This is a genomic window from Aromatoleum tolulyticum, from assembly GCF_900156155.1.
GTDB classification, from domain to species: domain Bacteria; phylum Pseudomonadota; class Gammaproteobacteria; order Burkholderiales; family Rhodocyclaceae; genus Aromatoleum; species Aromatoleum tolulyticum.
Map to the genome: position 1 here is coordinate 419,097 of NZ_FTMD01000001.1, position 22,358 is coordinate 441,454.

Consider the following 22,358-nt stretch of genomic DNA (forward strand, 5'->3'; position numbering starts at 1 on the left):
GGTGGTCAGGACAGGAGGAAGAAACTCAGCACCAGGTACATCGCGACGAAGCGCACGACCACGCCGAGGAACTGGCGCTGGGTCAGCCGGTTCTCGGCCCAACCGACATAGGCGGTACGCATCGCCCACACGCCCCACAGCAACAGGATGGCGAAGACGAAGCCGAGGACAACGGTGGAGACGGTCACGGGCGTGAAACCGCCGTTGGCCTGGAAGGCGGCGACTTGATCGGCGGAAGGTGTCATGGCAACGGCTCCTGCCGTTCATCGCTGCGTACGTAGTCGCCAGCCAGCGGAGCGGGATCGCGTGGTTGGGCACGCTGCGGGACGAGGTAGTCCTGCAGGCCGGCGCGGATGCGCTTGAGGTCGGCGCGCAGCCGGGCGTAGTTGAAGTGGTAGTGGGCACGTTCCCGCGGAGCAGTGCTGGCCGCATGCTCGGCCAGACGGTCGATCAGGTCAAGCTGGCGTACGAGTGTGGCAAGTTGCTCGCGCTCTGGCGCGTCGTCGGTGGCATGGGCAGGACGCAGAACTAAGAACGACACAGCTAATGCTAGTGGCAAGCCTGCCATCAAGCGAGGCCATGCTAATGTGCGCCGGCAGGTCTGTCCCATCGTGCCATTCCCTCTTGAAGCGAATGGCTAAATGCTGTGGCACGTTTTCGCTTCGCGCCGCAATCAATGTGGAACACCGCATGACCATGTTGTCACCGACTGGCATATGGGAGCCAATGCGTGTTCGGCAGGAGGAAGGCGGCGGCCCGCAGGAGCACCGAGATGTTGAGTACCGCCGGGCCCTGATGCGGCTGCGTCAGGGCGACTCCGAGGTCGCGTGCTCGAAGCTGATGGAACGGACTAATCTAGGCGGCCGTGTGCTCTTTGAGCATTTTCTTGATGAGCGTCTCGACGAATTCAATGTCGACAAATGGAACTTGGGCGTAGATCACCTCCCTCTCACCTTCGAGTTTCGCTAACAGATGACCTTTGCCCAGCAGACGTTCCGCGCCTTTTTCGCCAAGAGCGATTTCGGATGTTCCTTCCGAGTCGACACGCAGAATCAGGCGATTGCCCAAATTTGAGCGCAGTTGCATCGGCATAACATTGGCATCCGGCCGCTGGGCGGCGAAAATTAGATAGATGCCCGCGGCTCGAGCCTTCACACCGAGCCGCTGAACGATTGCCGACACGGCGTCCTTGTAATCTTCCGTCAGCATCCATTCGGCGAACTCGTCGTGAATGAGCCAGATGACAGGCAGGCGTTCGTTTGCTGCGACCTTGGCATTGAAGGCGGCCAGATTGGATACGCGCGTTTCCTTGAAGCGAGCGTAGCGGAGGTCCATTTCGGCCACGAGTTCTTCGAGCCGCTGAGTTGCCAAGATCTGATCATCGATGACACCGCCGTCGATATGCGGCAGCCTGTCGAAAGCGAAATAGTCAACGCCTTGTTTGGGGTCAATCAGGACGATCTTCGCTTGTTCCGGTGTGTTGGTCGCGGCGATCCCCATGATAATGTTCTGCATCAGCACGGACTTGCCACTGCCGGTGCTGCCCGCGATCAGCGTGTGTGGCGCATGGTCTTTACCAGGTGAGAGGAACAGGGGAGCGCCCGAGTTTTCTTGCACTGCGATCATGAGCTCTTGATTACCCCAACCGTTCGAGGCCGGTGACCAATCGGACCAAAGGGAGCGGATATCAATGATCTGGCGTTTGGGTCGCTCCACCGCGACGATGACGGCACCGGGTTCTGGGCGGACCGAGATGACGTTCAGTCCATAGGTCGTCAAAAGCTCGGACCGCTTCTTCAAGACCTGCTCGACAGTGAGGTTGGCGTTGCCGGCGAACCGCAATAGCGCAGAATTGGGCGTAAGAGCGGACTCGATCAATTTGGCCTGAAGCTGTAACTGCTGCAGGGCGCTGCGCGTCGAAAAGGCTGTTTGCTTGAGCCATTCCCCTTCTTCAGGTGCGATAGTGGCCACGTGGAGCGCCGACGCGAGCAAATCGGCGATCTCCGAATAGGCCCAATGAGCTTGCGCCCGTGTCGGCGAAGAATCGACGGGTAACGGCACGCTATCGCCAGGGAGCGGCGTGTGGAACAGATTTTCGATGCTCGGTTCCGTTGGCGCTTCAGCGGGTGTGTCCGGCGCTTCAGGAACAGGGAGTGCAGGCAGGGGCGCCGGTCTGCGGACAGGCGCGCGATATGCACTGCGGAGAAAGGCAACGCCGGAGCCCGGAGCACGCCAGGTTGGCTCAAAGTCCATATGGTAGAAACCCATGCTGCGCCGGACGTCGGCGGTGCTCTGGTTGTGCCAGTAGGCCATCAAGAGCTGCTTGAGCGCCTTGCGGCCGATGATTTCCTGATAGGCGTAGCGAGTGTCGGCGACCTCGGTTGCGATCGTGAGATCGTCGGCGTCGGACGAGGTCGGAACGAAGACATGAGATAGGCCTTTGAGGTGGACCTCGCAGCGGCCCTCGCGCATAGCGCGGCGCCATTCGCCGAGATCAATGCCGCGGGCGGCCGGGATGCGGATGCCGTCAAGCATGAGGTCAGCCAGCCGAGCTAGCCAGGATTGGCGGTCGAGCCGCTCCGGATCACCGAATATGGCGTCTTCTAGGCGCTCAAGCGTATCGCGCAGCTGTTTTTGCGATTCTTTGCGCTTGGCGGCCAGGCTCTCGATCTCGACGTATTTCGCTTCGCTGACAGCGAGCGTGATTCGCAGTGTGCCTTCTTCGGCGACTTGGGGGCAGATTGCGAGCAGATCGGCGATCTGTTGTTCGCGCTGGCCAAGCCAGGACGCATAGTCATCAAGAAAGTACCAGCCGATCAGCTGATCGGCACCCAAGTCGTCACGCAACATGCGGCGGCTCAGCACGATGCCCATGAGTTCGCTGGCGCTCTGGCCGCATGTGGCCGCACGCAGCACGATGTCACCCGACACATCATTAGCGTCGTCGATCAGGCGATCGGCCAGTGTCCGCACCTCGGCGTCGGTCAGCGGCAGCTGCAGCGCCTTGAGGCGGCTCATAATCATCGAGCGCAAAAGCGTCATTGGCGCCCGCGAAGAGATGATCAGGTTGCGCCCCTGGGTCGAGATCTGCTTGTAGCGTATGACCCGGACCTGGTGGTTCATTAGCTGACGCCGGTCGAGAAGCTCGTCGAAATTGACGACCCAATTGCCTAGGTCGTGGGTCTCTTCGAAGATGCGCTTGGTCCGGCCGTCGGCAAAGTCGAGCTGGCGAACGGGCAAAAACCGTTTGGATGTCGATTCATCGCGGTCGCCTTTGAAAATGCTCGCGACGGCGGAGATATAGGCCCAGCCCTCGGCGCTTTGTACCGGGCAGCATAGGAAGACCGCTGACTTAAGGTCGTCTCTGGCGGCCGGCCGGCGGCGCGACCAGCGTGACGGCAACAGCTTGCGAATGTCGGCTGGTTCGCCTTGTTCGAGATACCATTCAAGTTGCGCGTGACGCGATATGACATCTTGCGAAAAGACGATGTCGTATGGATGGCCGTCTTTGGGGTTGGGCGGCGGCGCCTGGTCAGCAATCACCGAGATCCGCAGGCGGGCCATGAAGTCTTGAGAAGCTTCACTCGCGCTATAGGCGTCTGCCGTAGCTTCGGAGCTCAAGATCGAGCAATAGATGTTACGAAGCTTCTGGCTTTCGATGTGGCGCAGCAGAACTTGGCATCGAACGTCGTCCTCGTCATCCTGCATGCCGCCGATCTTCGCCACGACCGCCTGAGGCAGCCGCGCGGAATCGCAATTAAACAGTACGACCGACAGGTTGGAGCGTTCGTGCGGTTGCAGGGCGAGATAGCGCTTGACGAGGTCATGGACGCAGGAGCCGCCCTCAGCTGGGCTTTCATTGGTGTCGTTCTCGCCTTTGGGGTCGGCGACGGGAGGTTCATGCAGACTGTAGTCGGCGACCACGTCGCTTACCGTAAGGAATTGTGGGCCGTCATTCGTCCAGATCGACACAATCTCAGGGTATAGCGCGTGCTCGAAATCATGAGCGATATCCCGGAAGAACAGCTTTGGATCGCCCTCTGCCTCGATGCTGCCGAGAACCTGACTGACGAGATCGACGGCAAGCTTAGACTTTCGCCATATGGCGACCAGACGCATCGGATGCCAGGGCGCGACGACGGCCGCCGGCCTGCCGCCGTCGATCGGCGCGACACCAATCATGAGCAGTGGCTTGAGCAGCTTGTCGCGATTGCGATCGCCCTTGGCGAGTGTTAGGACGGTTTCGAGCAGCGCAGCGTACGCTGTCGTCTGATTGAGTACGGAGTCGGCGCCGCCTCCTTTCGTCGAGAAGTCGACGATTGCGAGCTTGTAGGCACTTTCAAAGGCTGTAAAGGCCTCACCCAATGTCTTGGCATCCTGGGCGGAGAGATAAGCTTGATCGACGCACTCTTTGACATTGTTGCGCCAAAGCGCGTCGAGATTCCGGTCAGGTTTGGCCGCTGGCACGAATGAGCCGCGATCACGGTCGAACGCCGGCATGAACGTCTTTACGTTGGCCAAATCGATCGATTTGTCAGCGGTGAATTCGCGCTGTGTGCGGCAGGCCGTGAAGGGATTTTGGGTCAACCGCCCCCAGTCGTCGACCAATTGGCTCGCGACGCATGAGGGGTCGTAGCGCCAGATCAGCTGCGTCGAATGCTTTTGAATGCTGTCCCCGTCGGTCGTTGTCTCCAATTCGACGACGAATTTGAGCTGAAGCGCCGGTTTGGCGGTGGACGTGTTGAGCTTGTTCTTGGCCTTGTCGCCCTTTTTCCAGTCGGAGACAAGCTTGTCGAATTCGAAGAGATCGCCGACATCCCAATCGATCATCCCGCCGAACAGACGACGCAGGCCGGCGTAGCGGTGCGCGAAATAGAGACCTGCTTCATAGTTGAGAGATCGCAGGTCTCTCTTAGTCGCGGATTCGCATTTGATTTTCAGCTTGCGCTGATCGCCTGGCGGCATCCGGTTGTAAAGTGGCTCCATAACCGCGCAAATGCCGGCGATGAAGTCGGTTGTTTCGATGGGGCGGCCATATACGAAGCGATCCCAAGCAGACTTCAGCTTCTTGTCGTCTTTGATTTCGCTACGGTGGGCTTCATAAAAATCCGTGTCTTCATCGATTTTTTCCGACCGCTTGGACAAGAGCTTGAGATATTCCCGCTCCTCATCCTCAAGCTTGTCTTCTTCTAGCTCACTGAAGTATTCAAGTGTGTTTTTGCCAAGGTTGAATTTCTCACGCTGCAGGCCATCGAAGATCGGCTTTATTTGCTCCCAATCTTGTTCTGCTAAAGCTTCGGCCTGGGCGTTCCAGCCGCTGGGCGCCCCGATAAAGGCTTCGATCGCGGGATGACAGGCATTCGGGATCTGGTGCGCAACCTTTTCGAACGCGTTGCGCAGGTCTTCTTCGCTGAGCAGGAGCTGGCTTGAGGTCTGCTTGAGGAGCAGCCCGGATCGCCTCTTGTGAGCGTTGTTGAATTGCTGCTTCCATGCAGATGCATGTCCGCGCTGGCGCTCTTTGAGGCTTCCGAAGCACGCAGGGTCGTTAGGAAGACGTAGTGCCGGCATTGCGGCGCCCAGCGCATCGATGATGGGGCGACCCGCTTCCTCGTTTTCTCGGCGGGTGCGCAAGATGTAGACGGCAAAGCGGTCGATCGAGACGATTCGAAGATCACGGAGCCCAGTCAGGGCTTTTTCCCACCATTTTTGCTGTTCCTGGGCGATAGGCAGGCCTTTTGAGGCCTCGCGAACCCAAAGGTCGATGCGCTCCAGTAGCTCAGGGGGGCCAAGTTTCGCAATTTCACGAATCGAGGCGTCTTCACCATGTTCGTGTTCGGCAAGTAGATAGGCGGCCTTCGGACAATCAGCGTTTCGATAGAAGGTGGCGCTTTCGGTCGTCAGAGTCTCATCGGGTAGGCCTTGGCCGCTCACAAGCGAGGTCGGTAGCTTGATGTCGATGCGCTCTTTGAGAAACGGATCCGCGAGCACGGCGCGTGCGACGGCTGCGACCTGTTCGGCGCTGAGATTGAGCACATACCGCGCAGTCGACTGCACTGCGCCCGTATCGGCCTGGAGTTCTTCGCGGAGATAGGCGGCGGCGACTGCGCCGACGAGCGAGGCTACGTTCATGCTGCGGATCTCCGCAAGGGATTTTCGACATAGGCGCAGGCGTCAGAGAGCCGCCGTAGCATGCCGATAGTCTTGAGGCGATTTTCGAGCCGCGAGGCATTGGCTTGAAACGCGCGCTTGTCGAAATCTTCCGTGGTGATGGCGAGCTGGCCCTCCTGCTCCCCAAAGACGAGGCCGTAGCGGTCGTAGAGGCGGCCAAGGAATTGGCCGTAGTCCATGCGCACCGGAACGTTGGCGAGGATTAGGGCCTTGAGAAGTTCATCGGTTGGTGCGTAGCGCAGCCGATTGGTGCCGCGACGCGAGACCAGCCCTGCGCCTCGTCCGAGGCTGTTGTGGATGTTGGCCGTATGCTGACGATGGCGCCGCTGCGCTGTGTGACGCAGATTTTCGAGGAGAGCGTCAGGGTCGACTGGGCCGGTGTAGTCCTCATCGGGCCAACGCACTTTTTCTCGCATGATTTCACGGCATGCCACAAATCCCGACTGCTCTGCCGCCGCTGCGATCCACTCCGACGAATTGCCGATGTTTCGCACATAGGTATCGACAGCCGAAAGCGACAGTTGGTTGTTCGCGATGTAATTGCCTGCCGAAAGCTCGCGAACCAGCGTCTTCTTGGGCGCGACAACTTCGCAAATGAAGTGGGGTTTGGGCTTGTCACAGACGTGGGCGGCGACCTGTAGCTGATAAAGGGTGATATGAAGTGCTCCAAGGATCGTCAGGTACGGATAGGCGTCGAATCTCGGGAGCTGGAGCTCGAGAACGGCCAGCCAATCCTGGGCCAGCACCTCAAAGGCGGGATGCTTGGCGTAAGGCAGGTAGCTGCCGCTTCGCGTATGCCGCTCCTCGGCGATTTCCGGTTGGAGGAGTTCGGTTAGGCGATCGCAGGGATCACGCCGCTCGAACAGATGTGCAAAATGCCGCGCGAGCTCGGGTGCGGCGCTTGATCGCGCGAGCATCTGATAAAGCAGATCGCCGTTGCGCGTGAAATTGATGTATTCGCGGTTACCCTCAGTGTTGAGGTCTTCATAAATCGCATGGCGCCCGAACGGAAATACGAAGCGCGAACTCCATCTCTTATTCATGCTGCTTTCGATCGTCGCAGAGCGCAGCATTTCGATGACTTTGACGAGCTGTTCGAAGTTCTGAAATCTGTTCTTGAGGTAAGAAAAGTCGCGGTGGGCGACCATCTTGGCGTTGCTCTGCATCCACTCGAGCCATTTAGCCCATCCGGTTTCGTTATCGGGATAGAGATCGGCGAGCTCCAGCAGCTTGTCGTTGTTGAACAAGAGATTACGCAGATAGGGCCGTTGCGCCGGCCGGAAACTGAATGGAAATTGCGTCGCGTCAGCTGCGAATAGCTGTCCGGTTGCATGAGAAGCTTCTGCGACCGAGAGAAATTCGAGGAATAGGAGCCATGGGTCCTGCTCCCACAGTCGATGGCCCCAGATTTGTTCGTCGAGCCACAGGTCATTGTCATCATGATAGCTCGCCGGTGGCGGAGGAAGCTGGACAATGTCAGTCATTTGAGAGCTCTACAACTTGGTCGATGGCATTGCCGGTGGTATCCAGGGCAAGGAGCCGGAATATCAGGCCATCATCATCGTCCAGCACATGACGGTCGATCCCCGCAGCCGAGAGAAGAGCGCTCTTGAATGCCAGCAGATCCTCATAGCATTCGCGGGAGAAATTGCCAGGTAGTGCGCCTTCGCTCACGCGCATGAGGAATTCGTAGCGCGTGAGGTTGAGGGCCAGCGATCTCGTTTGTCCGTTGGGCAGCGTCACGATCAGATGCGGAAAGTCGCGGCACAGGGATATTTCGACTCGCTCCACACGCCCGTGGGAGTTGATGGCGACTTTGTCTTCGAGCAGTTGGCTAATCTTGGCGCCGGAGTGCGACAGACTGGTCGCTAGCAGCAGCTCGCTCTTCGTCGTGGTAAGGAGTCCAGTGAAGATGCGGTTGAGCCCATTTACGAGCTTGCTGACTGTTTGACGCGACACACGCCTGCCGTCGTTTAATGGTTGTGCGACATCGCGCAGATATTCGCCAGCACTATTGAATACGGTTAAACACCAAAGTTTCAGTTCGTCGGCGTGGGCATCTGGAATCTTGAAAAACAAGCCGCGCCTCTGGTCAATGAGCATGTCTAGGAAGGGGTGCCGTTCGCCGTTTTGCGCCTCTGGCATCTCGATATAGCTGCGTTGCTCGCCGCGATATCGTTCGGTTGCACCATAGAAGCCGTCGGCCTCGACCAGGTCATGAAAATATTGGCTGACGTTCTCGTCTTCCGAACCGAAAATCAGGATGTTGTCGATCCGGTTCGTGGTCTCAAAACCGATGCCAAATCGACTGAGATAGTCGAAGATTTCCTGTGCATCGCGTTTCGCGCTCTTCAGATTGGCACCGAAGAGATTGGCGAAGAGACTCGCCTTGTGGGTTTCTCCAGCGGCGAGGATCTTGGCCACGTCAGATGCAGACATGAGACCGTCCTTGGCTGCGGGATGGCCCAGGATAGCGTTGGCAAGCAGTAGAAGGACGCGCCGGACCGGGGTGTGGAGCTCGTTGAAGTCCAAGAGTTGGAATAACGCCACGAGCCGGGTACGCACGAGCGGGTCGCGCAAAAGCTCAAAATTGTGCCGGATCGGACATCCGGGACCGAAGAATCCGTTCGGTTGCGCGGCGGCATAGCAACTCTCCCAGCCCTCGTGGCCAAGGAGTGCGTCGAGACAGAGTGCCAGTACCGTCGCACTGGGCACTGCGCTGAGATTGAAGAAATGCAGGCGGTCGGTCGGCTCTGGATCTTCGTCATTCATGAGCCGGGCTTCGAACAACGCCAAGGCGCGCTGTGAGGCAGCATGGTTGCCTAGCTTTCGCCAGTTTTCGACGAGCGGCCCGTCATTGGCGGCGACCAGGAACAGATTGGACGAGGGCTCGAATAGCGCGGAGCTCAGTTCCTGCAGAAGCTGGGCCTTTGAGCCGTCTGGATCGTTCTTGCAGAACGGCGTCAGGTCGCGAATGAGATGGAGTGTGTAGGCGTGGCCATTGATGGTCACAGGCAGCTTGTAATAGGACATATTGCTGGCCCAGGCGTCTGGTGAGCCTCCCAACGCCTCCCATACTTGGTAGCAGAGGTAGCTCTTGCCGTCACCGGCTGTGCCGGTGAGTATGACCACGCCGCCGTGGCCTTCTTTGCGGTCGGTGAAGGAGGCGAGTACGTCGCGGCTGAGCGGATGCTCGAAGGCAATGGGTGTGACGCTGAGCTTCTTCGACCAGCGTCGAATCTCCTCGTCGTACATGTTCGCGTTGCGCGCGAGAGGACCATATTGCCTGACGAAGCTGATCCATTTTTCGGCGTCGATCGTCATTATCCCTTTTCCAACAGCGTTAAACTAAGTATCAGAGCTGCTGCTCATAAGGCGTTAAGAGCAGCACGATCATGGCGTCCGTCAGATCCTTCGGTATGGTCTTGTCGAAGACGCAATGGATGGCAGTCGGTGGCTTCTTAAGGCTTGCCTTTCTCCATGCCCGTCCAAGGCTCGCCTTAATCTGGTCACCGCTCTCAAAGCTCACGCGCTGTACCGTCCCAGCTGCCAAGTGCTGCTTCAGCAGGTTGGCTTGGCTGGAAGCTTGAGCGTCTGCCAAGTGTGCGCGGTCCAGCTTGCCCGAGAGCCATTCGCCGAAGTCCGATGTCAGACTCAAGGTCGTCGTTGTCGGAGGCTTCTTCTTCGATGTTGCGCCGCCGTCGACAGGGTCTGGCTTGGGCATATGGCGTCCTTGCACGATGATCACAGAAGCCCAAGGCTCTTTAGTGGCATCAAATTCCTTCTGGAACCCATCTTTGCCTATCAGGACAAGCTTTGCGCGATACGCTGTCACCGACGGCGGCGCAACAGGCTGACCGATCCGCCCGACGCGCTGAGTTAAGTCTTCTTGACGTGCAAGCGCAGCAACTGGCTTCAATCGAGCCAGCCGTTTGATGCCACCCCTGCGTTGGGACAGTTCCGCCAATTCCGGGGTCGTGGGGTTCACCGGATCCCAACTCGCCAGGTAGTACTTTTGCCCCTCGCCGAAAGTCATGCTGACCAAGTCGACCGATCCGTACGCCGTCCGATAGAACGCGAGTGCCACGTCGCTGATCTCTTGCGGAACACAGCGCAGGCACAAGACCACGGTCTTCTGACTGGAATGGGGTCTTGCGAGGTCACAGCTCTGATCAACCACGAGAAGGAACTCTTTCGGTGTGCCGTCCCCGTTCAATCTCGCGAAGAGGTCACCCAGTTGGACCGGCGAACTCTTGGTCTCTGGGAGGTCGTCAGTGATATCCAGCCGCATCACCGAGCGCACGTGCATCTCGGCCAGTCGACTGCCGGGCGGTACCGTCCCGGGAAACGCGCTGTGCCCAATCAAGTCTGGCAGTTGCGCCCCCAAGGCGCGCACTCCCGCGTCCTCCAGCAGACCGCTCGCGAGCGACTCCGAGACTAACCATGACAGGTAATCAGGCAGCCTAGCCTCTTCGACAGCAAGCTCAGCTTCATGAAGCAGCGCGATTTCCGAAGGCTCGATCTTCGACAGATTCTGCCGCAACGTCATCGCTGCACGAATGGCACCTAGCCAGAACTCGTCGAGCATGTGCGCCCAAGACTGTTTGCCATGGTAGCCCTCAAGCATGCGTCTGAGCTTCGGCATGAGCTGTTGGGGGATCTGGTTCTTCTCGACGAAGCAGAAGAAATCCGCCCGAAGCCCCGTTCGTTCCTTGAAAGCTCCCTGCTGTTCTGCAGCCCCAGGCCTCGACGACATCAGAACAACCAACGGGTACTGCTTGAGAGTACCTTTGTGCCTCGCATCAATGATCAGTTGAGCAAGCTGCGCGGCGCGCGCTAATGACCGCTCTGGATCTCTCTCGTCTTTGAGGTAGAAGTCCAGAAAGATGACCTGGTATCCGGTAACATCGAGCATCGCGGGGTCAAACTTCGAAACTCGGTTGACGCGCCATTTCTGCTCATTCAAGAAGCCCTCAAGCCCTTCGAGAGCGCCTAGCTTTTCTTCTACGTCCTCTGCATATTTTCGGAAGACGGTTTCAACTAGCCAGGACCAAGCTTGCTTCTCTCGCAAAGCCCAAAGCCGGGCCACAGTGGCCGTGTCTTGAAGAAGCTCATCAAGGTGCTGCGGAACTGAGGGATCAAGCTCTGGGCGATGAAACTCCCTCTTCACCTGCGTCAACCGCTTCGGTACATCGAGTAGGGTGTCGCGAAATCGAGATACCGCTTCTCCATCAATATCGACGGGATCAGCCGATGCATAGGCATCGTCGATTACGACAACCTTCTTTAACGGCTTGACGAGCGCTTCTTCAAGAGCCTCCATTCCTTGCCCCTCTATAGCTGACAACGAATCCATGATGGATCCGGTCTTCATCGGCTTCCGCAAGTGCGATTTCCATCGCATTACCTTCCGCAAGCTTCTTCGCGATATACAAACCCATCCCGCGCCCTTCGCCAGAAGGCTTGGTCGTGAAGAACGCATTGAATACTTCATCGCCGCGGTCTTCTGAAATCCCAGGACCGTTGTCCAAAACGGTGAGTGTGTTGGCAGCCCTGTCGATGCTGAAGCTGATGATGGGCTCGAACCTCGTCGTCGTCGCAAGCAATTTGAGCCAATAAACCGAGTTGGAGATGAAGTTTTCTACGATCTGCAGAAGCTGCCCGCGGACGGCCTTGATCAGCACGGGCGTCTTGCCTAGACCGGTCAGGTCGACTCGGATTCCATGACGCCCACATTGAGGTTCGTGCATTTCCACGACATCCCGCAGCATCTGAACTAGGTCAAACGATTCCTTCCTTTGACGCCCCGGCGTCGACAATGGATCTAGGATTCGGATCCGCCTCTCGAGAGTGCTCAGTTGATCTCGCAGATTCCGAAGCTGGCGGTTTTCGGTAGCGTTGCTCGGCTTGTAGGTCTGCAGCAGCTTCAAGGCGTTTGCGGAAAGGCGCGCCAATTCATGGAAGATGAACTCCGTCATTAGGCCGACGCCCGCGAGATGGACGTATTTGTCAATGTCCTCCTCATAGGCGCGCACGGTCATCTTCGAACGCTCCCAGGCTTCGGACATGTCCGTCATGCGAGCAAGCAGGGTGTTGATCGCCGCGACGTCCTCCGGAGCCTTGACTTTGGTCCTCAGGTGTTGGACCTGTTTCAGCGCCTGTTTCTGGGCTTCCTCCAGGCGCTTCTCCAGCTTCGGAAACTCCTTAGCCGCCGACTCGTCCTGTGCCCCCTCAACAGCGTTGAGGTAGCTCTTGAACTCGACCACCAAGATGTGGCGCAATAGTGCGATCAGTGCTGCTTTCTCTTCCGTGTCGCGCAAGCCTTCCCGATTGGTCTGATCCTGCAGATGTGGGTTGCCACGACTGGAGATGCGGACCGCACCGACCAGCTGTTTCCGATTCATTTTGTAGCCCTGCGTGGCCAACGCAATGCCGTCCAGGTCGAGCCAGTCGTCACGCGCCTCTGCGTACGGATATACGCGATAGTGATCGCGATAAAGCAGTAACCCTCCGCCCCAGTGAGTCAACCACTGCAGGGCCGCTTCATAGCCATCAGGCTTATCGAGGCGAAGCTTCTGCCGGTTAAACCAATGCGCCTCCATCTCAAAAGGGCCTAGGCTCGCTAGACCCTGCATCAGCGTACCCGCTGGACGGAATGCCTCGCCCGTCTTTGGACGCTTGCCCTTCAAAGTCAGTGCGCTGAGAAGATGCATCCCCTCCAGGCTGAAGGTCTTGCTCTGTCCGTAGGCCTTGTAAGTTACCTCACCCGATAGGACAGGTTGCCCGTCGGCATCGAGCGCGAAACTCGCCGAGCATCGTGCATGCGCGTATGCGAGCTGACGCGTCTGAAACGAAGGGATGTCGACTGACTGCCCATTAAAGTACAGTCGCACATTCGGGCGGCTGAACGAAGTCAGGAACGGATCCACCAACTTGGCGAAATCTGTCTTCGCAAGAGACTCCATCTTTTCGATCGACCACTCGCTCGTCAGGTTCGACATGCGGATGATTGTGCCGTGATCAGACGCCTTGTTCTTCTTCGGCCCGACGTTGGGAGCTGCAGGGAACTCGTCTAGGTTGAGGTGTGGATTGCGTTTGATCGTGGACCAGTCGATCTTGAGTTCATGCAGCGTCTTATCGCCCGTCTTAGACGTCAAGACGTGAAGCTGATCGCCAAGGCGCACGGCGGAGAGGCGGCCGATGCCCTTTTCACCAAGCACCGTGTGGGTGCTGTTGCGCATTCGATCGTCCAGGCGGTGGGTGGTGCCAATGGTGAGATAGACGCCACCAAGGTCCTCGAACGACATGCCGCCACCGTCGTCAGTAATCTCGACCCAATTGCAGCGTGTGTAGGCGGCATCTAGTGCCTGGATGTAATCACCATTTGACGGCGACAGCGCCTTCTCTAGAAATGCATCACGGTCCGCCTGCGCTGCCGTGGGCTCCATGCCGGCCTCGAGCATTTGCCGAACCGTATCCCGAGAGAGACTTTCCTTCTTCTGGAAAGATCGCTCAAGGCTCTGGCGAATGCCGAGGTATTCACTGCGCGGTAATGTGACGCGAACATGTACTGCAATGCGCGTGGCCCGCGCATCTAAAGAGTTCTTCACCAACTCGTAGATAGCGATCTGGTCGGAGCTGATCAACTCAGCACCGAGTTCAAGCAGGACGCGAGCCTTGACTGTTATACCCACAGACAATTACCTACCGGTGCAAGAGCTGAGCGCCCAATCAACAGGGGGGCGCTCGACGCTCGGAAGTTTCCCGACAAGATGGCTCTGTGCTCAACAGCAGCTACAACTGACATACGAGGCACCCTTGATCATCATCGTCCTCCGGCACCTCGGCGGAATCCGCTTGGGAGAAGACCTCCATCAGCGTCACGTTTTCGCGGCGCTGGGCCTTGCGCTCGATACGGATCACGTGCTCGCGCTTGATTTCCTCCATGCGTTCCGGCCGCTCCAGCTCTGCCAGGCTTTCCCCCTGGCTCCACGTGAAGAAGTTACCGGTCTTCTCGTATGGCTTTTCGTACGCCTTGGCCTTGTCGTACAAGTCCGGATACGTTTCCTTGAGGCGGACCCACTCAATCTTCTGCTGGTAGAAGCAGAAGTAACATCCCGAGCGGGTACGGCCCCAGCGTGTGTATGGAGGCATGCCGACGCCGGAATTCCTCAGGATTTCTTCGATGTCGCGCAGCACCAGTCCGTCTTCGCGGAACGGATAGACAGCCTTGATGTTCGGCTTGTGGCTGATGTAGCCGCTGCGGTCCTCGTCAGCGCGCAATCCAACGTAGTTCACGACCTCGTCGTTGCCGCAATATTGCTCGAAAGGCTTGAGCTTCAAGGCCCGCGTGCACCAGCGCCGGTGATTGGATGGAATCATGCCGCCGTACATCTCGTACCAGTGGTCGAACCCGACGTCTGCATTGAGATGCGTCACTTCCTTGCCGAGGTAGTTCGAGATGCGTTGCAGATACTCGTAGGTCTCGGGAAGCTCCTTGCGCGTGTCGCTGAAGATGTATTCCATCTCCGGCACGCGGTCACGCAGGTAAATGGCCAGTGCCGCGCTGTCCTTCCCGCCAGACAAGCTGAGAATATGTCTAACCCGCTTCTCGCTTGTCATGGTGCTTCTCCTCGGTGGAATTCGTCGGTGCACGCGTTACCTGCAAGTTCTGCAGTGCCTGCGCCAGTGCAGCAGCGGCGGTCTGTGGGTCAGCACCGGCCTCCTGCGCGAGCAGGTCCAACAGGTTGTGCGCAAGCCGGGTGGAATGCTCGGTCGTGGCGACCAGCAACGCGGACTCCTGCCCGCTAGCGCTGGTGAGCGTCAGGCTCATGAAGCGTTCGGCAGCGCGCGGTGCGCCCTTGCGCTGCATCACCAGACGCAGCCAGCGTCGGTAGTGGCCGGAGATGTCTGTCACAGCCTGAGCAAAACTGACGACAGTCTCGTCCGTCCAGGCGTCCAAAGGGAGCTGGACGAGTAGGCTGGCCACGGAATCGAGCCACTTCTCGTCCGTCAGCGTTAAGTCCGTGCAACGCAGGATAAAGCTCTTGAGTCGGGCGTCTGCCAATCCGGTAGCGGTACCAGAGCATTCGGACTGCAACTGGCTGCGGATCTTGCCAAGCGGGCCGATCATCTCAAACGCTTGCCCCAGCTCTGTGACCACAACATCCTGCAGCTTGCGTTGGCTCATGCCCAGATCAACCAGCGCCGCAGACAGCCATTCTTGAAAGGGGCGTTTCCCCTTGCTCTGGGCATACACTTTAGGCAGCGTCGAGGTCAGCAACTGGATCGGATCCTGCGCTTTGCGCAAAGCCGAGCGAACCAGTGCGGCATCCTTGCTGACTCGTCCTGTCTGTTGAGTGAAATCCGACAGCCGTCCGAACCAGCGGTACAGGGCCCGAGCTAGCTCCAGATATGTCGCTTCGCCGCTGGGCACGGCCCCAAGCGAGGCAAGCACAGCGCCGTAGTCACGCAACAAATTGTGGCCGCCCTGCGCCTGCGGGAGTTCGCGCAACGTGAACGTGTGCGGATTCCGATGCATGCGCTGAAGGTGCTCGCTCGTGAGTTCCAGCACCAGTGTGCCCCGCTCGAAGACTGCGCAGCGACTGCGATGGATCATCAGGTAAAGCGTGACCCATACGCTGGCTGGACCATTGCGTACACCAAACGGCGGAGCTGCAAGCTCCTGAAGCACTTGCTCGAACGTGGGTGCCTCGTCTCTCGTCAGGACGAGCGAAATCTCAGTCCAGAGTGCGCAGATGTCGACGCGAGCCCCAAGCTTGGGTTCAACGAGCTCGCAGTCGTTGCCGTCGGCCTGCCATATGCCCGTGTCGCGCAACAGCGTGGCGTGGATTAGCCGCTCGGGCGGGTACTCGTTGTCGCGAAAGAGTGTGGCTCCACCGGAACCAGCCAGCAGAGCGTCAAGCAACCGCTGACGCGCAAGGACGATAGCGGAAGCGGGGCGATCCTTGTTGATCAGCTCGTTGATGATGCGCGGAGCACGGTGGAAGACCTTCTCGAACATCCAAGATGCCACCTGGCCGACGTTCATCGACTCGCTGTCCGGCACAGCCTTACCCTGGTGCCAATACACTGGGCCAATGCGCCCCGGATTAGACGCCAATGCGGACAACACGAGTGCATCGACATCCTCTTTGGCCTGATGGAGGCGGCTCTCGACGTACTGGCTGGTCCAGGGATCGAGCCGCTTGGCCGCTACCTCGCGCTGCACCGCCAGCCAGATCGCCAACTCTGCGAGCGCCGCCCGCCCCCGAGCGGACAGCGACAGGCAGCAGTGCACGCTGAGCGGATCGTCCGCGTCGCGTACGCGGTCCAGGACTTGTCGCTCTTCCCGTGAGTCTGCCGTCACCAGGATTAAGCGGAGCCAGCCGTCAGGTTGCCCGTCTGAATCACTTCTGTTGGCGCCTGCATGGGGCCACGCGGTGACTGTTCCGACATCAATGGCTAGTGTGCGGATCGTTCCCCGGCGGTCATAGTGCTTGTTGGCCACAACCAACCGATTCCCAAGCGCGTGCGAAGCACCACGCACAGTAAGCTCGTCGTCGCCCGCCTGCGCCGCTTGCTCGTAGAGCGCTTCGATGTTAATGGCATCTGATACAGCGAATCCGTATTCGGAACGGCTGTGGCGGCAGATCAGCAAGCCTTGGTCCACCAGGCGGTCAAGTAGCGTCCGTGTCTCAGAGACTGAGAGGTTGCCGAGCGCGAATGCGACCAACTCCGGAGTAATGCGTAGCGCGAGGGGTGCCTGCACCAACTCCAACACGGCGATGGTCTTGAGTGCCACCAGAGCGTCCGCGTCTTTCGCCTGCCTCTCAATGCTGACGAGTGCAAATGCCCAACGACGCTCTGCAGCGAGATCGCGAAAGCGTAGCCCATTCCCCGAAGCCAGATAGTCGAACACCTGAGCCAGGCGATACCAGGGGTATCCCTCTACGGAGGTGACTTGCGCAAAGTCCCGAAGCCCCGCCGGCTCGTTGCTGTTGAGGAAGGCATGGAATGAGCGCTCGCTCTGACCATAGCGTTTGGAGACGACGGCCAGCGAAGCCAGCGTCAGCGGATGGAGGGGGTAAAGTTTCTCGGGATGCTGGAACAGACGACGGTCAGCGGGGGTTGGCGCCCGAAGGATGGATTGCTCCAGCGCCGTTGCGAATAGAGACCGTGCGGCACCCACGAGTTTGGAATCGCGGTGCAGCGCCGGCTTAGTGCCTAGCGCATGGGTCGCGAAGTGGACGTAGCGCTCGACGGGCTCGTCGAAGGGTATCTCCTCGAAGCGCGACGCGACCTTGTGCCATTCGTCCCCCAGAGCGCGGCCAATGCCTGCCGCGTAGCTCGCGAAGTGCTGGTGCTGAAGCACAACCATCGCGAGAGAATCGTCCCCTTGCCGGCATGCTTCCTCAGCCAGTTGTTGAAGTGCGATCAGGTCCCCTGCTTCTGGGTGCATCGCGGCGTGCTCGACGAACTTGCCCACTTCATCAACCAGGAGCAACGTGCCAGAGAAACCCTGTGCTCGAGCGACAGACGCGAAATCGCGCATCAGTTCCCCGGCAACCGCGTTGATGGGGCGCCCCTTGTAGAGGCCCGGCTCGCTCAGATGGCGCTTCAGGGCGTTTGCCCCTTTGCCTTGGTGCCAGCCTTCCAGAGCGCGATGGACTTCCGCTTCCAGCGCTAATCCGATGGACAGCCGCGCTCCCACGATCGCGAGCGCGAAACGCTTGGAACTTGCGAATAGGTCGGCGACAGACGCGGAGGCTTCCCGCAGCATTTCCGAGGCCGCAGGATGAGTGTCACGACCAGCGAGCAATTGGGCAAGCACAATCCCCAGCGCCGACTTGCCGCTTCCGTACGGACCAACCACTTTCCAGGCACGCTGAGACCGACACTCCGCAAGCGCCGTACCGATCTGCTTGAGCGCCTGGACGGCATTGGGCGTAGGCAGGTAGCTGGCGATGGTCGTATCGTCGTGAAGGTCGCGGCTCAGCGAGATTGAGCGGGTGTGGTGCGCGTTCAGCTCCAGTCCATCGATGATTCGTTTAAGCATGGATGGGAGCCTCCTCGTGTGCATCCAGTAGGTAGTACGGATCGACGCGGTCGCGGTGAAGTACAACGCTTTGCGTGTCGGAGGTGTCGACGAAACGCACGGCATCGCGCAAGGGGCCTTGTGCCACGTTCTCCACGAAAGCGCGCAACTGGTGTTCATCTAAGCGGAAGACGACCCCGGGGCTGTTCACCCCCTTGAGCAGACGATGGAAATCCACAGATGACGAGCCTTGTTCGGACGAAGCTACAAACTCCACTAACGCAATAGCAAACACGCGCAGGCTCAAACCGATTGGCGCGCGAAGATCGGTGTTAAAGACGATACGTCCATCTTCTTCCTTGGCGGCGCGCAGCAATGCAAGATCCTGCAGCGGGCACCAAGAGGTGTCGTCGCCACTACGCTCGGCTTGGTAGTAACTTTGGAGAAAGATGGCTGCATGCTGCTCCAGCGTGCTGGCGGCGAGCGGCCTGGCTGAACCTTCGGCGCGTTGGGCCAGTGCCGCGACCAGCCGCTGACGGTCGAAGCGCACCAGTCGCCCCTCACCAAACACTTCTGACCAGGCTGCCAGCGCCGCACGAGTACATAGACGCCAATGCAACAACCACAGCGACTCAAGAGACTCCAGATGCTGGTCCCACCCGTGCTTGGGGTCGAGCAGCTTGCGTCCGACGGGACCAGGTTGGTGCCCATGACCCGTCACGGACACAAGAATGCCCGTGGCCTCGCACCAGAATTGCAGCGACTTCAGCATGTTGCGACCGATACCCAGAGCGTGCATTGCCCGCTCTTCATCCTTCAAAAGGCCGGGCTCGACAGAGACCGCCTGGTAGGCCTTTGGTAACCAGCCATATCGGCAGACGAAGGACTCGTGTCCGGAAAAGCGATCGGTGACTGTCATGGTGCCTTGGTCTTGTTCTTGGTGCGTTTCGCGCCGATAGAAGCCTCAGCGGCCTCTGCCGATGGAGAGCGTTCGACGATGATGGCCTTTGTGGTAGCGTCGAAATACAGATCCACTGAATCACCCTCCTGGATGCCGGCATTGCGTAGCAACGCTTCAGTGAGGGCAATTCGTCCCATTTTCTGTACTTTTTTTGTACCGAAATGAATCTTCATGAAGTACCCATCAGGGCGAAAACTGGTCAGTAAAGTAGGGAATATTAACCCAATACAGCCCTCATCAGATACAAGGCATGCGCTATAAATATTTCTTGAACGTTCCCGCCGCGATGTCCACCGCAGCCCCCAGCAATACTGCACTAGGCAGCAGGATCAGCAGCGGATGGACGCTCACCGGCAGTGCCAAGTAAGTCACCCACGGCAGGATAGCCAGCGGCATCAGGCTGGCTTTCGCACGGTGGTAGACGAACCCTGATTCGCGCCCAGCTCCGAAGCTGCGCACGTCGCGCCGCACCAGCCCATCCACCAGGCCGACGAAGGCGGCCATCAGGAACAGCGGCAAGGTCAGCGTCAGCACCAGCAGCCTCACGAGAAATACGAGCACGGTGTAGGCCGAGGCGATCAGGTAGCTCTCCATATGCACATAGACCATGCCCAAGTAGTACCGGAAGTCATGGGTCTTGCTGCGGGCGCCGGCGCTGGCCTGCGTGGCGGCATCGCGTATCCAGTCGAGCAACCCGCTTTTCACGAACAACCAGTCGTAGGCCAGCTCAACGAGATGCAGGGTGGCGCGTCCTGGTTCCTGCACCAGTACGCTGCGCGTGAAGCTCTCAGACACCAGGGCCAGCTCGTGGTTGAGCATGCCCTGGGCGTGGCGCCAGCTTTCCTCGGGCCAGAAGAAGTGCATCCCGACGCACTCGATCACGATGCACAGGAGAAGCGAACCGCACAGCACGCCGAAGAACCGGAACGGCAAGGTGATGAGGCCCGCGATCAGCCCCTGCTGGCGGACCTGCTGGCGCTGCGCCGCGACGGCCGGATCGCTCACGTGCAGGCGCCTTCCTCGCCAGCCTCATCGGCCGCAGCCATCTGCTGGAAGTTCGCCAGCAGATCGTCCGGCAGCGCCTGATCCTGGAAGCCAGGGACGCCCTCGCTCTCCCACCACTCGCCGGCCTCGACGTAATGCTGCCGCATGTAGCCGGCCAGCTCCTGCAAGTCCTTGGGCATAGCCTCGTCGGGGTCGGGTGCCGGCAGCGGCATGCGGATCTTCCACAGTTGCCCGCCTTCGATGAGCGCGAAGCATTGTCCTTTGGGTAGTCCGACCACGTGTGCCGGCTCGATCAGCGGCACGCTGTTGCTGCTGATTCGGTCCTGGGTGTTGGAGGTGAATGCGGTGTTGCCGGTCGGGTCGGAGCTGTCGGTCGCGCCGCTCATCACCGTGGTTGCATAGACCTCGACCTTGGGAAGTTGCCGCGTCAGCAGCTCGGCCGTGGCGGTCTCGCGCACGCGCAGCATGAACAGGTTGTTGAAGTTGCCGACGACCTGGCCGGCCTTGGCGCGGTTGCCGATGCGCGCTTCGATGTCCGAGAGCGTCTGCGTGTAGGCCGTGACCTGGACTCCGGCGCCACCGCCCTTGTTGATCATCGGGATGAACTCGTCGCCCATCAGCTCGTTGAACTCGTCGGCATGGACGTTGATCGGCACCTTTACGCCGGCGGAGGCGCCCGGCAGGCCATCGTCGATGCCGAACTTGTAGATGTGCCCGGCAACCGACACCAGGTCGCTGAACATCGAATTGCCCACGGCGGCGGCGACCTCCGCATCCGACAGCGCATCCAGACCGACGTAGACCACCGCACGCTTGCGGATGATCTGCATCCAGTCGAAGATCGGCCGCGGGTCGTCGAGGTCCGAGTAGTTCGGTGCGAGCAGTTGGGCGATCTTGCCGGTGGTCAGCTTCTCCAGGAGCGGCAGGAGACTCGCCACGATCTTGTCGAAGTAGGTGCGGTCATAGCGCACCGCGCTGCGCAGGCCGTCAAGCACCGGGTCGTAGATGCGCACCTGCGAGAGGTACTGCTCCAGCGCTACGACGCGCTTCTCGCGGCCGATCATGTTGCGCGGGATGTTCTTGTCGTTCAGCCTGGCTTCGAGCTGGACGATGATCTCCCAGGCCTTCGGCTCGTTCTTCGCGAAGAAGTGCTGGGCGTACTCGATGAACAGCGCATCGATGTTGACGACGTGGCGCTGGATCAGCAGGTAGTCGGGCCGCTGCCCCAGTTCCACCAGGGCCCGGGCGATGATGTTGACGAAGCGCCAGGCGAACTCGCGGAAGGCGGCGCTGTTGCCCTCGCCCGAGAGCTGGCCCGCGATGCGGGTGGCGACTTCCGAGATGCGACCGAAACGGCCCACGGCGTTGTAGCGCGCCGAGATGTCCGGCCAGCCCAGGTGGAAGACGTAGAACTCGCCTTCGCGCCCGGCGCGCCCGGCCTCCACGTACATGCGTTTCAGCAGATCGGCATCGCCCTTGGGGTCGAAGACGATCACCACCTCGTGCTGGCCATTGACCTTGCGGCGAATGTCCTGGGTGATGAAGAGTTCGCCCAGGCGTGTCTTGCCCACGCGCGTGGTGCCCAGGACCAGCGAATGGCCGACCCGCTCCCCCAGCGGCAAGGTGACGTCGACCTCGTTCGGCTCGATGCCGTGCAGGCGAGGCAGTCCGCCGACTGGCTGCAGCGGGCGCGCCGGATTGAGCGGGCTGTCCCAGGCCAGGGCCTTCGCCAACTTCGAGACCGGGAACGGGGCGAACTCCAGCCGTTCCTCGATCCGCCGCGCCGCCCGATAGATCGCCGTCGGCTCCACGTAGCGGCGGAACTCCGGCCGGTAGGTCTGCATGAGCCGGTGCGTGTGGCGCTGGTCCCAGCGGAAGCCCCGGCCGATGAACAGCCGCTGCTGGCTCACCGGTACGTCGCGGCTCGTCATCACGTAGCGCGGCAATCTGCGGATGTTGCGCCGGTAGCGCAGGATGGCCCAAGCGTCCCGCAGGCGGATGGTGCCGAAGGTCAGAAATGCCAGCGCGCTGCCCAGCCCCAGCAAGGGGCTCAGCGCGAGCGACCACGGCGCCACCAGGCACAGTAGCGCGGCGCCGGCACAGACCGCGACGGTGTACAGCTCCACCGCTGGCCGCAGCAACACCTCGACGGCTTGGGACTGGGCCATGGCCGGCGCTTCACGTCAC

13 protein-coding genes are annotated in these 22,358 nt (G+C 59.7%); all 13 read right to left on the reverse strand.

Annotated elements, in window-relative coordinates; all coding sequences use genetic code 11:
- Window positions 1-5 precede the first annotated feature (5 nt).
- The 13 genes from BW991_RS01935 to traD all read right to left on the reverse strand — a co-directional run bounded on the left by BW991_RS01935 (window position 6) and on the right by traD (window position 22,339).
- Window positions 6-245, reverse strand: coding sequence for a TIGR03758 family integrating conjugative element protein (locus BW991_RS01935; RefSeq protein ID WP_076600395.1), 240 nt, complete (start codon window positions 243-245; stop codon window positions 6-8).
- Complete coding sequence (locus BW991_RS01940) at window positions 242-541, reverse strand: integrative conjugative element protein, RAQPRD family (RefSeq protein WP_425290199.1); 300 nt, start codon at window positions 539-541, stop codon at window positions 242-244. Before BW991_RS01940 ends, BW991_RS01935 begins: the two co-directional genes overlap by 4 nt.
- Before the next feature lie 314 nt (window positions 542-855).
- Entirely contained in the window at window positions 856-6,129 is a 5,274-nt protein-coding gene (locus BW991_RS01945) for an FtsK/SpoIIIE domain-containing protein (protein ID WP_076600397.1), read from the reverse strand.
- Complete coding sequence (locus tag BW991_RS01950) at window positions 6,126-7,652, reverse strand: hypothetical protein (RefSeq protein ID WP_076600398.1); 1,527 nt, start codon at window positions 7,650-7,652, stop codon at window positions 6,126-6,128. The genes BW991_RS01945 and BW991_RS01950 overlap by 4 nt, the downstream gene beginning before the upstream one ends.
- Window positions 7,645-9,492: a hypothetical protein gene (locus tag BW991_RS01955; RefSeq protein ID WP_076600399.1), complete on the reverse strand. Its 1,848-nt coding sequence runs from the start codon at window positions 9,490-9,492 to the stop codon at window positions 7,645-7,647. The genes BW991_RS01950 and BW991_RS01955 overlap by 8 nt, the downstream gene beginning before the upstream one ends.
- Before the next feature lie 31 nt (window positions 9,493-9,523).
- Window positions 9,524-11,542 (reverse strand): hypothetical protein, encoded by a 2,019-nt coding sequence (locus BW991_RS01960; RefSeq protein ID WP_139335879.1) that lies wholly within the window; start codon window positions 11,540-11,542, stop codon window positions 9,524-9,526.
- Complete coding sequence (locus tag BW991_RS01965; RefSeq protein ID WP_139335880.1) at window positions 11,478-13,814, reverse strand: ATP-binding protein; 2,337 nt, start codon at window positions 13,812-13,814, stop codon at window positions 11,478-11,480. Before BW991_RS01965 ends, BW991_RS01960 begins: the two co-directional genes overlap by 65 nt.
- Window positions 13,815-13,962: 148 nt before the next feature.
- Window positions 13,963-14,790, reverse strand: coding sequence for a phosphoadenosine phosphosulfate reductase domain-containing protein (locus BW991_RS01970; RefSeq protein ID WP_076600402.1), 828 nt, complete (start codon window positions 14,788-14,790; stop codon window positions 13,963-13,965).
- Complete coding sequence (locus tag BW991_RS01975) at window positions 14,768-18,226, reverse strand: hypothetical protein (RefSeq protein ID WP_076600403.1); 3,459 nt, start codon at window positions 18,224-18,226, stop codon at window positions 14,768-14,770. Before BW991_RS01975 ends, BW991_RS01970 begins: the two co-directional genes overlap by 23 nt.
- Entirely contained in the window at window positions 18,219-19,124 is a 906-nt protein-coding gene (locus BW991_RS01980) for a DUF4007 family protein (RefSeq protein ID WP_076600404.1), read from the reverse strand. The genes BW991_RS01975 and BW991_RS01980 overlap by 8 nt, the downstream gene beginning before the upstream one ends.
- On the reverse strand, window positions 19,121-19,339 hold the full coding sequence (locus BW991_RS01985) for a hypothetical protein (RefSeq protein WP_076600405.1): 219 nt from the start codon (window positions 19,337-19,339) through the stop codon (window positions 19,121-19,123). Before BW991_RS01985 ends, BW991_RS01980 begins: the two co-directional genes overlap by 4 nt.
- An 82-nt stretch (window positions 19,340-19,421) precedes the next feature.
- Complete coding sequence (locus tag BW991_RS01990; protein WP_076600406.1) at window positions 19,422-20,171, reverse strand: TIGR03747 family integrating conjugative element membrane protein; 750 nt, start codon at window positions 20,169-20,171, stop codon at window positions 19,422-19,424.
- Window positions 20,168-22,339 (reverse strand): type IV conjugative transfer system coupling protein TraD, encoded by a 2,172-nt coding sequence (traD, locus tag BW991_RS01995; RefSeq protein WP_076600407.1) that lies wholly within the window; start codon window positions 22,337-22,339, stop codon window positions 20,168-20,170. Before traD ends, BW991_RS01990 begins: the two co-directional genes overlap by 4 nt.
- Window positions 22,340-22,358 lie beyond the last annotated feature (19 nt).

What these genes read in the sequence shown, in the direction of transcription:
- BW991_RS01935 (WP_076600395.1), bottom strand. Translation starts at nt 245, where the DNA reads ATGACACCTTCCGCCGATCAAGTCGCCGCCTTCCAGGCCAACGGCGGT.
- BW991_RS01945 (WP_076600397.1), bottom strand. Translation starts at nt 6,129, where the DNA reads ATGAACGTAGCCTCGCTCGTCGGCGCAGTCGCCGCCGCCTATCTCCGC.
- BW991_RS01950 (WP_076600398.1), bottom strand. Translation starts at nt 7,652, where the DNA reads ATGACTGACATTGTCCAGCTTCCTCCGCCACCGGCGAGCTATCATGAT.
- BW991_RS01955 (WP_076600399.1), bottom strand. Translation starts at nt 9,492, where the DNA reads ATGACGATCGACGCCGAAAAATGGATCAGCTTCGTCAGGCAATATGGT.
- BW991_RS01960 (WP_139335879.1), bottom strand. Translation starts at nt 11,542, where the DNA reads ATGAAGACCGGATCCATCATGGATTCGTTGTCAGCTATAGAGGGGCAA.
- BW991_RS01970 (WP_076600402.1), bottom strand. Translation starts at nt 14,790, where the DNA reads ATGACAAGCGAGAAGCGGGTTAGACATATTCTCAGCTTGTCTGGCGGG.
- BW991_RS01975 (WP_076600403.1), bottom strand. Translation starts at nt 18,226, where the DNA reads ATGCTTAAACGAATCATCGATGGACTGGAGCTGAACGCGCACCACACC.
- BW991_RS01980 (WP_076600404.1), bottom strand. Translation starts at nt 19,124, where the DNA reads ATGACAGTCACCGATCGCTTTTCCGGACACGAGTCCTTCGTCTGCCGA.
- BW991_RS01985 (WP_076600405.1), bottom strand. Translation starts at nt 19,339, where the DNA reads ATGAAGATTCATTTCGGTACAAAAAAAGTACAGAAAATGGGACGAATT.
- traD (WP_076600407.1), bottom strand. Translation starts at nt 22,339, where the DNA reads ATGGCCCAGTCCCAAGCCGTCGAGGTGTTGCTGCGGCCAGCGGTGGAG.